The sequence below is a fragment of the Pseudofrankia coriaricola genome, from assembly GCF_001854805.1.
Classification (GTDB): domain Bacteria; phylum Actinomycetota; class Actinomycetes; order Frankiales; family Frankiaceae; genus Pseudofrankia.
The window spans coordinates 60,277-72,941 of the sequence record NZ_MBLO01000022.1 but is presented as its reverse complement, the minus strand read 5'-3'; the positions used below and the strand labels follow the sequence as shown (position 1 = coordinate 72,941).

Annotated in this window: 10 protein-coding genes and 3 pseudogenes; 4 read left to right on the top strand and 9 right to left on the bottom strand. The window is 65.1% G+C overall.

The window, feature by feature from the left end:
* Positions 1 to 84: 84 nt before the first annotated feature.
* Positions 85 to 216: a cytochrome P450 gene (locus BCD48_RS53145; protein WP_241841495.1), complete on the bottom strand. Its 132-nt coding sequence runs from the start codon at positions 214 to 216 to the stop codon at positions 85 to 87.
* Positions 217 to 503: 287 nt separating this feature from the next.
* Here BCD48_RS53145 and BCD48_RS04080 point away from each other — a divergent pair, with 287 nt between their 5' ends.
* Together BCD48_RS04080 and BCD48_RS53140 are read left to right on the top strand one after the other, a co-directional pair.
* Positions 504 to 1,178: a TetR/AcrR family transcriptional regulator gene (locus tag BCD48_RS04080; RefSeq protein ID WP_071046881.1), complete on the top strand. Its 675-nt coding sequence runs from the start codon at positions 504 to 506 to the stop codon at positions 1,176 to 1,178.
* 447 nt (positions 1,179 to 1,625) lie between these two features.
* A pseudogene (locus tag BCD48_RS53140) lies at positions 1,626 to 1,724 on the top strand (IS6 family transposase); the annotation flags it as partial.
* A 118-nt stretch (positions 1,725 to 1,842) separates the two neighbouring features.
* Here BCD48_RS53140 and BCD48_RS53135 read toward each other — a convergent pair.
* Positions 1,843 to 2,089, bottom strand: a pseudogene (locus BCD48_RS53135) (DDE-type integrase/transposase/recombinase); the annotation flags it as partial.
* A gap of 28 nt (positions 2,090 to 2,117) precedes the next feature.
* Positions 2,118 to 2,717 (bottom strand): hypothetical protein, encoded by a 600-nt coding sequence (locus tag BCD48_RS04075; protein WP_131803765.1) that lies wholly within the window; start codon positions 2,715 to 2,717, stop codon positions 2,118 to 2,120.
* A gap of 1,238 nt (positions 2,718 to 3,955) precedes the next feature.
* Between BCD48_RS04075 and BCD48_RS45430 the strand changes: the two are divergent.
* Positions 3,956 to 4,210, top strand: a pseudogene (locus BCD48_RS45430) (transposase); the annotation flags it as partial.
* Positions 4,211 to 4,621: 411 nt separating this feature from the next.
* On the top strand, positions 4,622 to 4,753 hold the full coding sequence (locus BCD48_RS56365; RefSeq protein ID WP_491677109.1) for a hypothetical protein: 132 nt from the start codon (positions 4,622 to 4,624) through the stop codon (positions 4,751 to 4,753).
* A gap of 77 nt (positions 4,754 to 4,830) precedes the next feature.
* Here the strand turns inward: BCD48_RS56365 and cdd are convergent, their stop codons facing one another.
* The 6 genes from cdd to BCD48_RS04050 form a co-directional block, all read right to left on the bottom strand.
* Positions 4,831 to 5,265 (bottom strand): cytidine deaminase, encoded by a 435-nt coding sequence (cdd, locus tag BCD48_RS45420; RefSeq protein ID WP_198543068.1) that lies wholly within the window; start codon positions 5,263 to 5,265, stop codon positions 4,831 to 4,833.
* Positions 5,266 to 5,332: 67 nt separating this feature from the next.
* Entirely contained in the window at positions 5,333 to 7,000 is a 1,668-nt protein-coding gene (locus BCD48_RS53125) for a toll/interleukin-1 receptor domain-containing protein (protein ID WP_241841493.1), read from the bottom strand.
* Between the two features lie 111 nt (positions 7,001 to 7,111).
* Positions 7,112 to 7,825, bottom strand: a complete 714-nt coding sequence (locus BCD48_RS45410) for a class I SAM-dependent methyltransferase (protein WP_083418147.1) — start codon at positions 7,823 to 7,825, stop codon at positions 7,112 to 7,114.
* Positions 7,826 to 8,036: 211 nt separating this feature from the next.
* Positions 8,037 to 8,981, bottom strand: a complete 945-nt coding sequence (locus BCD48_RS04060; RefSeq protein WP_071046872.1) for a diiron oxygenase — start codon at positions 8,979 to 8,981, stop codon at positions 8,037 to 8,039.
* Between the two features lie 992 nt (positions 8,982 to 9,973).
* Positions 9,974 to 10,204 carry a hypothetical protein gene (locus tag BCD48_RS04055; RefSeq protein WP_083418145.1) on the bottom strand — a complete coding sequence of 77 codons (231 nt, stop codon included), beginning with the start codon at positions 10,202 to 10,204 and terminating at the stop codon, positions 9,974 to 9,976.
* Positions 10,205 to 10,337: 133 nt separating this feature from the next.
* Positions 10,338 to 12,515, bottom strand: coding sequence for a recombinase family protein (locus BCD48_RS04050; RefSeq protein ID WP_071046870.1), 2,178 nt, complete (start codon positions 12,513 to 12,515; stop codon positions 10,338 to 10,340).
* Positions 12,516 to 12,665: the final 150 nt, after the last annotated feature.

Below are 12,665 nucleotides of genomic sequence, written 5' to 3'. Positions count from 1 at the left end.
CAGCACAGATGCCACGCCGCCACGCCGTACCAACCCGCCGGCCAGCAACAGCGGAAGATCAGCCATCCAAGATCGACTTAAGCTTCACGGCATTGCACCCGGATGCGCCACCGGATGCACCGGGCACCTGCTCCGCAGCGCATCGAAATACGGATACGGATCGTTCACCAAGGCTGGCTCGGTGAAGAACTCCACCGACTCGACATCGATTACCACGCGACCCCGCTCACCTTCGACGACGGGACAGAAGTACACCCGCCCAGCTAGATCATGCTGGTCGTCCGTCCAACATTGCTGGACGCATGTCTAACACTCGCCCGCCCGCAGAGTCAACCTCGACCGACGCCGCCCACCTCCGGTTCGCGGTGCCGCGGTTCCGCCGGTCGGGGCATGGCGACGCCGGCCCACCGCAAGGCCCGACCGAGTCCACCGGGCCCGTCGGGAGCCGCAGTGCGCCAGCCTCTCGCTGTCGGTGCGGCCGATCCTGCCGATACGCTGTGACGATGGCGAATCCTCCGGGCCGGCCTGCCGCGGAGGCGTCGGACTCGGACCGCTCCGACGCTCCGAAACAGTCACCTGTCGATACCAAGGCCGGCGCCCCTCCGGCAGCCCGACGAAGGGGCACGGCCGACTCCAAGACGCGGGCCGCCCTCGTCGACGCGACAGCCCAACTCATGCTCGACGAGGGACACGGCGCGGTAACCGCACGGCGAGTCGCCGCGAAGGTGGGCGTCAATCCCGGACTCGTGCACTACTACTTCCACAACATGGACGAACTCTTCCTGGCCGTATTCCGGCAAGGAGCCGAGGCGAACCTGCGCCGCCAGAAAAGAGCGCTCTCCTCGCGCCATCCGCTGAGGTCCATTTGGAAGATCAACACAGATCCCAGCGACGTGAATCTTCTGATGCAGTTCATCGTCCTCGCGCAGGACCGGTCTGTGATAAAAAAGGAGATCGCCGCCTACGCCGAGCAGTTTAGGGAGGTGGAAAAGAAGGCCGTCGCCCAGGTTCAGGAGGAACTAGGAGCAGACGCAGGACCAATCTCCCCGGCGGCGGCCAGCGTGCTTCTCGACGGCATTGCGCGCATCATCGCGATGGAAGTGGACCTAGGAGTGACAACAGGCCATGCCGACGTGATTGCCCTTGTCGACGAGTACCTTCGTCGTTTCGAACGTTAGGTGACGGAGGATCGAATCAGCGTTCTGTGGGTCCGATACCGCTCACGCGGCCCACATCATCTGACCACGCCGGGAAACATCGCGCGACACTGGGCGCTCGGGCTTGCCTGCGGGGCCGGTGGGGCGGTCGGCGGCTACTTCGGCGCCGCCTCCAGCGCCGGCTACCCAACAACGCCCTGCGCCTGCTGCTCGGCGGCCTAGCCATGGCGCTCGCCGTCGCCTACCTCAGCGCCGCCCGTTAACACCCCCAGACCAGGCCGACAGCCACCGGGGCAGGTGGCACGCCGACCGTGGCCGCGGTGACGGTGCCGGCCGAGCAGTTCGAGCAACGGGACTTCGAGCACCACGTGCGAGAACCACGCCAGGAACTTCAAAGGCCAGGATCTGGGCAGGGCCGCATGGGCCGATGTCGTGGTCCATCTCGGGTGGTCGAGGCATGATCGAGTGGTGTCTCGTCGCCGCCCTCGCCCGCCGGTGCCGGTGTCGGAGTTCGCCGGGTTCCGGTTCCCGCCCGAGGTGATCGGGCTCGGCGTGCGCTGGTACCTAGTCGCTGGTTGGTCAGGTTGGGGCGACCAGTGGGTGGGAGTGGCTCACGTGGTCAAGTAGCGCTGCCAGTTCCGGTGGGGGTGGGGCGGTCGACCGGCGGTGCCAGTACAGCTGCAGAGTGGCTGCGCCGAAGGTTCTGGACGAAGGCACGCCTGGAGCCGATTATCTGGGCGAAGCGCAACCGTTTCAGTCCGCGCATCGGCCGCAGCTGGGCGTTGAACCGGCCGTAATCAGCTTCGATCTTGTCGTTGGCGTACCGCGTATCGATGTGGTGGGCGGCGGGCAGCTGCTCGTCGAGGACCCCGCGGGTAGGCCGGCGCCCGTTGGGTGGTCACCTCGACCGGCCGGCGCTTGTGCGACAGCGCATGTCTACCTGGTTGAAGCCGGCGGTGGTCAGGTGCTGGCGGCCGTTGGCTGGTTGCCGGGTACCGAGGTGGCTACGTGGTCGTCGGCGAGGTGTTTCAGCGCGATCTTCCCGTCGGGGAGGATGCGGGCGTAGGCCGTCCGTACGTTCGGGGGCGTGGTGGTGAGGGTCCTCTCGATGGTGGCTGTGTCCTTGGCGGCGGTCAGGCGGGAGAAGTGCACGATGTAGCCGTAGGGCACGTGGCTGTCGACGAGTCCGGTGATGTCGTCGGTGAGGTGGGCCAGGCCGTAGCCGAGGCCGGGCTCGATCGCCACCGGAGGTTCGATCCTGCCCTGCAGATACTGGTCAATACCGGCGATGGCCAGCTGCGAGGGCGCGAGAACCACCAGGTCGAACAGGCCACGACGCCCGTGGTCGGCGGCAGACATCGGCCACTCTTTGTGGATCAGGCCCGCGTGTCGGTCTGATCCGCCGATGGCTACGAGTTTGTCGAGCTGGTCATGGTCGGCCAGGGCACGGTAAAGCTGCAGGTGCAGCGAATGCTCGACCCGGTGGCGGAAAGGATGCGCGGCAAAGTCGTCGACGAGCTGGTCGATCGCCCGCTCCACCCGGTCGACCGCCTCGGCCAACCACACCTTGTCAGCCGCAGCCGCAGGGACATTGGTGGGCGACTGGGCGGCCGGCGGGTGTTTCCGCCTGGGCGTTGCGGGCCGTGGTCAGCCAGATCCCGAGGGCCTCCAGGCTCTCGAGGGCGGGGACATCGCGCGGTGTCCATTCAGGGGTTACGCACCAGTAACCGCATGACCTGGTACTTCGTCGCGGGCCAACAGCAGCGCCGCGAGCGTCACCTCGACGTCTCCGCAGGTCGCAAGCCTGACGGGTCAGACACCCGTGAATGGACACATCGCGCGGTGTGATCGCCGAGGCTAGTGGAAGGCGGTAGACGACTTCGTAGGCGCCGCGGCGGTTCGCCGGCTTGCACACGTTCACTGTCTGTGTCTTCGGCCCGGTGCTGAGGAAGATCTGCCGACCCGCAACTTCGAATCCCGATTCGGGCGCCCCTCCCACAGGCGTGATCGTAAGGGATGGTCGGCGAGGTCGGCGTGGCAGCCCGAGGACGCTGGCCTACGAGCGACCAGGCCTGCGGGCGGGAGTGTCCTGCGCGGGTTCGGTCGCGGCCGGTCGTGGGCGGGCTCCGTCTCGGCGTTTGATCGCACCTGCGTGACCCTGCGCATCGGACGTGCCACCCGACTCGCGGCGAACATTCGTTCGAATTGTCCGGACCTTGGGGTCCCGGTTGACGCACCTGCCCGAAACAGATGAGCACACATTGGGCACACCAAAATGATCAAGAGGCGGGGCGGCGTAAGACCCTCTACATGAAGGCGCAGGTCAGACCGTCCGTTTTGCCCTCGTATATGTTATACACACCGAGATCATTTCAGGGCATTCCAGCGGATTCGATCCGCAGCTCACAAGATCTCAAAAATCGGGCAAAACTGCAGGTCAGAGCCTGTGTACGGGTGCGCCGCCAGGGACTTGAACCCCGAACCCGCGGATTAAGAGTCACGGAGAGTAACTGTCGTTTGGTGTCGGGGTGGACCGGACGATGCCGCGGTGTCTGTAGCCGCAGGGGATTTCACGGTCCGCCCCTGCTGCCTGGTGCCGTTGTGTGACGGCTCGTGCCGGCGCTTCCGCACCCACTTCACACCCACAGTGATCTTGATGCTCCTTCGGTTGATGGACAGGAGCGGCGTCGCCTGTGGAGAAGCAGGTTCGCGTTCGCGGCGGCTGTGTTTACCGGAAGGCCAGCGTGTCGGTCTAGGCTCGTTGTTCTGGGGTGTAGGGACAGGTACGCCCCGGGCTTCTCCTTCAACCAGCCACCGACAACGCCCACCGGCTCGAAGAATGGATCACTACCGCCCGCGCCGCCGACCTCCCCCACCTGCACGCATTCACTCGCGGACTCGACCTCGACCGCGACGCCGCGAACAACGCCCCCGCCCAGCCCCACCGCAACGGCGGCACCGAAAGCGTCAACACCAAGACCCAAAGGATCATGCGCCAGAGGCGCGGTCGCACAGGATTCCCCCTGCTATGCGACCGCATCCTCCTCGGCTAACGCTCCGTCACCACCAAAAGTGAGACAGAGCTGTCGTCATGACACGCCCGTTCGGTCAGGCCAAGCTCGGCCGTCAACGCCGCGACGGTGTATTCGGCACCGACCAGCCCCGGGCGCGCAGCTGGGTGGTGATCCTCGGCGAGCCGTAGACACCGCGGTGCAGCTGGCACAGCCAGCGCACCGTCTGTGCCAGCGCCTGACGACGTGCCCGCCACACTGACTGGTCGCCCTCCCGTCACTTGTAGATCCAGGGCTCCGAGACGTTCAGCAGCCGACACGACAGCCGGTACGCAACCTGCTCACCGATCTCACTCGTGGCCACAGGTCTTCGAGAACCAGCAGCACTGGGTCCGCGATGTCACCTTCGACGAGGATCACCACCGCGCTCGCACCGGCAACGGCCCCAAGGTCATGGCCAGCCTGCGCAACCTCGCGATCAGCATCCTGCGCATGACCGGCGCGACCAACATCGCCCAGGTACTACGCCACCCCGCCCGCTGCCTCGAACGACCACTCGCGACGATCAAGAGCCTGAATTGCTAACCGGCAACTTTGCCGGCGCCCAGATAACCCGGTACACAATCTATATAAGAATTGGCGGTTCAAGACACTAGAACATACTATCTGGGTGGTATCTCCGTGAGAAACGCCAGAGCTTCTGGCAGCGCTTCCTCGATTGCCACTCGCTTGAAAATTCCGCGCCCATCTTTGTAGATTAGGATTGCGCCTGCACGAGCGAACTCGGAGATGACTTGCCGGCATCCACCGCAGGGCGCGCACGGTCCGCCCTTGCTCTCGGCGACAGCGATGGCGATGATCTCCAGGTCTGCCCTGCGTTCATTGACCGCCTTGGTTACTGCGGCGCGCTCGGCACATATAGACAAAGGGTATGACCGGTTCTCCACGTTCGCTCCTGAGTAAAACTGGCCACCCCCAGTCATGAGTGCCGCACCGACGCGGAACCTTGAATAAGGGGCATAGGCGAACTCGGTCGCCTCCGTCGCTAGTCTAATGAGTTCATCGACGTCCCGATCGCCGATATGTGTAGCGCTCACGATAGTTCCTTCCGATACCGGTGTGACCTTACGACCTTATGTATTTTGCTGAACCGAATCCAGACCATCAGCTCTCACCCGGGAAAGGTGGTGGCTGCAAAGGCTTTGCGCGCCCGAACCGGACCGCAGTAATATGGGCGATCAACTGTTCGCGGGCGCGGGCGGGGCCGAGCCCAAACAGATCTAGGGTCTTCATTTGCCCCAGCAGGCCCGGCAACTGGCAGTCCTCAACCCTGATCGGAACTAGCTTGCGCAGCAGCCCTTGTGGGTCTGCCGCATGGGCGGTCTGCCATTCGGGCTCGCTGCTCAGCGAGCCCAGATAGTGGGGCGATACTAGGGCGATCGTACGATCGGAGCGCTGCACGGCGCGCTGCGCCATCGTCATCCAGTTGCCGCCCGCGACCAGGTCCCATGCCTGCAGCAGCACCCTGTAACCCTCTTCCTCCAAGTGCCAAGCGATCCATTCGGCCCACCTAATATCTGGCGAAGAGTATGATAGAAAGAAATCCCAGATCGCCTTCTTTGGGGAGAACGGAACGGTCTTGCCTACGGCGTCGGCGACGCTAGCGATCCCGAGAATTCGCCGGCGAGCCTCCCGCGAAGCCGGGCCTCCGGACGCCGGGGCGTCTTCAAGGACGCCAAAAAGCCGCGAGGCCAATCCGGCGTCCGCAAACTGGGGCTCGCCCACCTCATCAAGTATCCGCAGCAAGCGCCAAGAGTCAATCTCCCTCAGGCGAGAGTATTGGCCTGGTGACTCGAAGTGTCGAACCAGGTTCGACAGTAGTCTCGGAAATCTCTCGATGTGCTTTGGGAGGCCATGGTGGTCTAGTATGAGGTCGCCGTAGTGAGCCCCGTCGAAGAACAGATCGGCTTTCGCCATCTCGTCGTCGTGACGCAGGAGGTGCTCGTACTCAGAGGCGATCTCATCGTCGGCGCCACCGAGTATGAGGCCCATATAGCCGAGGCGACGAAGGTATGGTTCTTCGCTCGCGGTCGCATCGACGACGAGCTGACTCACCTCGGATTGTTCCTCAGCGTTGCCGTACCGACCCAGCAGATGGATGGCGTGCTGGCTCATGAAGCTTGTAAGGGCAACGTCTGACCTGTCCCGGGCCAAGGCGTGTAGTTGGCCGCGGACCCGGTCGCCGATCTCCGCGAGCGTCTCGGACCCCGGGAGCTCTGCGAGAGCCTGAGGAAGTCCGAGGGCTAGCCCGACTAGATGGTTCACTGGGTAGCTCAGGTGTCGACGGATGTTGTCGGGAGTCAGGACCTGTGCGTCCGCCTTCTGGGAGAGATCAGTCCACATCCTGATGACGAAGATTGCGTCGGAAACTACCTTGACCTGGAACGTTGTTAGATCGACTTCGTCGCGGTGCTGCTCGGCGGCTACGATGCCGGAGACGCCCTTCTCGACGACAGCCAGCAGGGCCGAGGACGACATCGCACACATCTTCGCTAAATGCTGCGTCTGACGGCGAAGCCGATCGTGCAGGTCTTCCCGATCCTTAAGGCGAAGCAGGAGGCCAATCTCGTCGCCGCGGCCGAGCAGGCTGGCGATCTCCGGCAGGTATGCCCGAGGCACCTGCTCACGACCAGTCACCCAGCGCTGTACCTCTTCCCTGCTTCTCCCCAGTCCTCGAGCGAGTCCAGCCCGGGAAACCCCCCTCCGCTGCAACGCTTCATCGATCCAGGCCGCCGGCGACGACAGTTCGCCGTTTCCTCCGAGCGCGTTCATACGTGCCCCCGCAAATCCTTGCCGCGCGCCGGTGGCCGGACCTCTGTCGTCTTTCATGCCAGGTAATGCTTGTAAAGCAAGACACTGGCTTCCCCGTGCCGTGCCGCCAGTCTACTTCGGACTCCAGAGCGTGCCGATGGTCTCTCGAGCGTAGGTTTTTCCGTGCATCTTGCCGTCTACTCGCTTGATCCAGAACATGCGAAGAAGGAAGATATCGGACATTTCTTCCAGAAGTTCGTCCTGGCTCGGAAGAATGTTGCCGACACCAGCCTCTGGGTCAAGCTTCAGTTCGATTGAAGAACTGGCTCGCCAGTTGTCGATCGACGGGCAGCTTGCATAGTATCCATCGTTTTTGGTGGCCAGCGAGAGCAGCAGGATGCCCCTCCGCCCGAGAACCCTGGCTATTTCAGCTCGGTATGATCTACGGTCATCCTCTGGGAGAACATGGAAGTAGACAAAGGTATCCGTGGCGAAGTCGAATTCGCCAGAAGCAAAGGGTAGTGCGTGGCGGATATTGTGTCTCCTGAACGTGGCGGTCGCCGCCGGATCTTCCTCCTCCAGTCGTTTTCTCGCGAGCGAGATTGCGTTCTGAGAGTAGTCGACACCGACGGTATCGATGCCCTTCTTTGCGAGATCCAAAGAGTTTCGCCCGGTACCACATCCGAGGTCTAGCGCCTTTTTTGGGAAGGCGTGCGATGTCACGCGGCCGAAGTTATCGAGAGCCCAAAGGAGGACCCCGGATGGCTCGCTCCGCCGGCTCGACGGGATCCCGCGGCGTTCGTATTCGTTGTCCCAGCGGCGGCTGTCCTGATAATCGTCGAGCATTTGGCCCTATCCGTTGAGTTGATAGTGTTCCGCTTGCGCGTCGCCTATTTCCGCGTTTCTAAGATCGCAACGGAGTCGAAATGGCGGATCCGAACAGTGCCCTCCTTCCCGTTAAAGCAACCCCCGCCTTTCGACCGTCGACGCTCCCGCAGGTGGCTAACCAGCGGGCCTGGCTACCCCCGTGAGGTGTTGCCGCTTGCGTGTACCTCGGTCAGTGGTGCGGTACTCGGACAAGGTGCGCACGCTCGAACTCGCTAGCAATCGCCGGAATGCGCATCATACCAGTTCGCTCGCACAGGTTCAGCGTCGCCCTGGCGGCAGCGCGGACGTCGCTGTCGACGACGGTCGGCGGATAGGTTTCGGTGATGATGATCTCCGCCTCCTCGGCGGTGACGTACTGGCGAAGGATGAAGGCCAGCGCCGTCCTGTCCGGTTCCAGGAACGACCGGATGAACCGTGGAAAAAGACGGCCAAGCGCCTCCTGGGTCCTCGAGTCCAGCAAGGGCCAGAAAACTGGTAGGAAACGCGCGAAGTACGCATGGTGGTTTTTTTCGTCGCGCGCGTGGTCTGCGACGGACGCGCGGACCGCTGGTACGACCGTTGGATCTGCAGGGATCCGGAGCAGCGACTGCGAGATCAGCGTTTCGGAGACGATCGTGAAGGCGAGTTCCACTAGTGCTCGCAGGTGGTCGCCGGAGACTTGTAGCAACGCGTCGCCGAGGTCGATGAGAAATCCGGGGGTGCGCTTGGTCAGCGCCAGGCCAGTGCGCTCCCTCACCTGGGTGCCGAGGTCGTCGGCGCACAGTGCGTGGTACGCCTCGTCGCAGTAGTACATGTACGCGCGGGACCTAGCCTCGGCCGGTAGGGACACCGGCAGCTGATCGTCGCAGATCGTCAGGAAGCATGGATTGACGATCTGCTGCTCTAGGACGACAGTCGAGTCCAGGTAGTGCATCAGGGACAGTGCGAGGACGTCGCGTACCACGTCGTCGTTTCCAGCGATGAGCGGGTGGCTGACAACTTTGGCTACGGATCGTGGGTAGTAGAGCGCGTTTCGGTCTGTGTCGTCGGCGACCAGATGCCTCTGGCTTCTCCGGACACTCGCGGTCACATACCACCCCGTGTCGACCTGGTGGCGGGACATCTTCTCGGCCATCGATCCTCCTCGACGAATCGTCCGAGCTGGCAATTACGCCCTTGGCCTCGGCGGAGGCGTTCGGCGTGCCCAGGTTTGACGCTATGAGGAACGCTCGAGTCCGGGAAGCGGGAGAAATTTCCCCCCGGCCTCGCCTCGACTGGCCTGGTTGTCATAGCGCAAGTAGATGACTGTTTGATCACGCCTCTGCCGATCTCGGAGGTTGATGGACACTCACCAGGCCCCGGAACTGGGCTGTGGGGTGTCACCCGCATGTCACGGCGCTTGTACCGTGCCAGAACTCGATGCGGGGCCGCTGACCTGCGGGTTTACCGCCGCGCGTCGTGGACATAATTGCTGCCATGGGTTGCGAGTGGGATATGTAATCATGACGGAGGTGTTTGGCTGGCTCGTCCTGCTCACCCGCGGCGCCGCAGCGAAGTCGGCGGAGGTACTGGTGCTGCGCCAGGAGCTCGGTACTGCGTCGCCAGGTCGGGCGGCCCCGGTTCACTTGGCCCGACCGCGCGATCCTGACCGCGGTGGCCCGGTTGCTGCCGCAGGGATCCGGGTGCGCCGGCTGGTCCACCGACCGCCGCGCCTCTCAACGGCCCGATCCACCACCGCAAGATCCTCGGCAGCGTGATCAACGAACGCCGCCGACCCGCCGGATCGAGTTCTGGCAGGCTACAAGGCCGAGGTCCTCGGGGGTGGCGGCGTAGCCGCCACCCCCATAGGTGCCGGAGCGTCGCAGTGACCCCCGAGGGGTTGTAGTTGCTCCTGCTCCGCGGGCCGTGCTCGCCACCGGCGCAGGGGCGATGCTGGAGGCGGTGTGGGCAAGTCCTGGGCGGGCCGGCTCAACGCCGGCTCAAGGTTATAGGTAGATACTTTCAATACAAGATCTATAGCAATACGGCGCCATTTAATGATCTTCGCGACTGTCGTTGGACGGGCGGTCGTCGAACGGGTTCCGGTGCTGCGGGAGAGGGCCTAGTACGGCAGCCGCTGTTTTGTGATCAGTTGAGTTGATGGTTGCGTCGTCGGTAGTGGCTGGTCTTGGCGTTGGCCTGGTGGCGGCGTCGCCACCAGGACCAGCGCAGGATGTGGTCGAGGGTGGCGGTGGGCAGGGCGAGGAATGCCAGGAACAGCCTGCGGGTCGCGTTGACGGTGATGGGTAGCAGTCGGTCGTCGGTGGGCTGGTCGCGTTGGTCGGCGGCGGTGATGGTCAGGTAGGCGTGGGCGAGCATCGCGAGGATCGTCCAGCGGTGCCAGGACGTCCAGGTTCGGACCTGGTGCTGGTCGAGGGCGGTGAGTTCCTTGCAGGTCTGGAAGCTTTCCTCAGTGAGCCACTGTTGGTGCTCCTGAAGCTGTGATCGTCTTTCATGTCCGGGTTCCGTTCATGCCGTGGTCTGGCGGTGCTGGGCGGGGCTGGGTCCAGCGGGCTCGGGTGTAGTAGCCGGGTGGGCGGTCCCGGCGTTCGCGGAGCCGCCTGATCTCGGCGTCGTCGGCGAGGATGATCCAGGATCTGCCGTCCGGGTGGCGCTCGGCGGTGATCCATCCTCGGTAGATCCAGTTGTAGAGGGTGGCGGTTGGCATGTTCAGGGCGACGGCGAGGCCGGCCACTGACCACCGGCCGGGGCCGGGGTTGGCCAGGGCGGTGCGGGTGTCGCGGGGGTGGTGGACCCCGATTCCGAGCCGTCGGGTCAGCGTGAGGATCTGGCCGGGGCCGAACCGGGTGGTGCGTTTGGGTGGGCGTAGTCCCTCGGCGTTGAGCTGGTCGGCGATCTGCCGGCTGGAGTGGCCGGCACCGGCGAGTTCGGTGATCCGTTCGACCAGGTGGGGGTAGTAGGAGAGCTGGTCGAGGCGGGCGACCGGGCGGGTGGTGCGACTGCGGGTCTGGTGCCCGCCGGCCCAGGTGATGGTGACGTCGACGAGCTCGCTGGTGCCGACGACCGTCACGGTGATCTCGTCGATCAGGGCGCGTAGGAGCTGTTTGCGGTCGGTCTGGCTGGTGGTCGGCGCGTTCCAGAGCGCGGGCAGGTCGTGGGCGAGGGCGGTGATGGTCGCCCGTTCGGCGGCGGTGAGCGTCTGCGGGCGTGTCTCGATGAACCGTTGGTAGTCGGTTTCGAGTCGGTCGAGGTCGGCCAGCGCCGTCTCCCAGTCGGTTTCCAGCTGGCGGGTGACCAGCCGGTTTTCCGGTTCGGCGAGCTGGTACTGGCGCCGGGCGCGCTGGGCGGTGTAGCGGGCGCGTTCCAGCCGCTGGCACCACAGGGTGTCCAGCTCGGCCCGGTCTGCCTCGGCGTGGGCGGCCGCGGCCAGGGAGACCTCCAACGCGGCGGGGGCGACGGCGTCGAGCAGCTGGCCGGTCATGAAGCGGTCCAGTGCCGGGCCGGCCAGGTGCTGGCATGCCTGGCCGGTGCCATAGGTCGCGAGCAGGTAGCCGCAGTGGTAGTTATGCGACGGGAACCGGCTGGCCGGGGTGTGGTAACTGACCGTCATCCGATGCCCGCACCGTCCGCAGCGCAGCAGACCCGCCAGCAGCGCCGATCCCGACCTGGGCGCCCCAGGTGAGGCGGCGATCTGCCGGTTGGCCTGCATGCGGGCCAGGTTCGCGGCATACCGGTCGGCGCTGATGTAGGCCGGCATCCGGTCGGGCAGCAGCACATGCCAGTCATCCATCGCGCGCACCACCCGCCCCGTGCTGGGCCGGCCCGCCTTCCTGCGCCGCGCATCCACGCGGCGGCGGCCGTAGGCGTAGTACCCGGCGTAGATGGGGTTGTGCAGCATGACCTGCAGGGTTTCCCGGTTGGGGCGCCGCCAGGTCAGCTCACCCTTGTCGACCCCGCCGTGGGAACGCACCGGCAGCTGCACCTGGTGCTCGACCAGCCAGCGCAGCACGCCGTTCGCCGTCCCGAGCCGGTCGAACAGGTCGAAGACCAGCCGGACCACGGTCCGGGCCTGCTCGTCCGGGTCGAACACCACCTGCCCGGCGCGGTCGCGCCAGTAGCCGATCGGCAGCGCCCACGCCAACTCGCCGCGTTCGGCCTTGGCCAGCTTCCCGCCCCACATCCGCTGCCGGATCAGCCACAGCTCGGCCTCCGACATCGTGCCCTTCAACCCCAGCAACAGACGATCGTTGTAGACGGCAGGGTCATAGACCCCGTCGAGGTCGGCCAGCAACGTCCCCGCCAGCGAACACAGCTCGATCAACTGATGCCAGTCCCGGCCGGTGCGGGCCAGCCGGGACATCTCCACCCCCAGCACCAGACCGACCCGCCCCATCGTCACCTCGGTGACCAGCCGCGCGAACCCCGCCCGGGAACCGGCGACCGCCGCCGACACACCCAGGTCGTCATCGATGACCATCACCCGCGACCGCGCCCAGCCCAGACCCACCGCCCGCTCGACCAGCGCGTACTGCACCCGCGTCGACTCGGCGTGCTCGACAACCTGCTGCCGGCTGGACTGCCGCACATAGACAACCGCCGCGCGATCAGTGTGCTCCGGCCGGATCCGGCTCTCCGACCTGCTGCCCAGCACAGACCCCGCCGTGCTCATCGGCACCACCCCCGGCCATCACGACCCGAGCCAGCCACCCCGCCAGCAGGCGCACCGCCATCCCCCGCCGCTCGACGGGAAGCCTCGGCCACACCCCCGACTGGGGGGCTCACCACGCTCGCCGGACATCTCTCACCATCTCCGGACCTA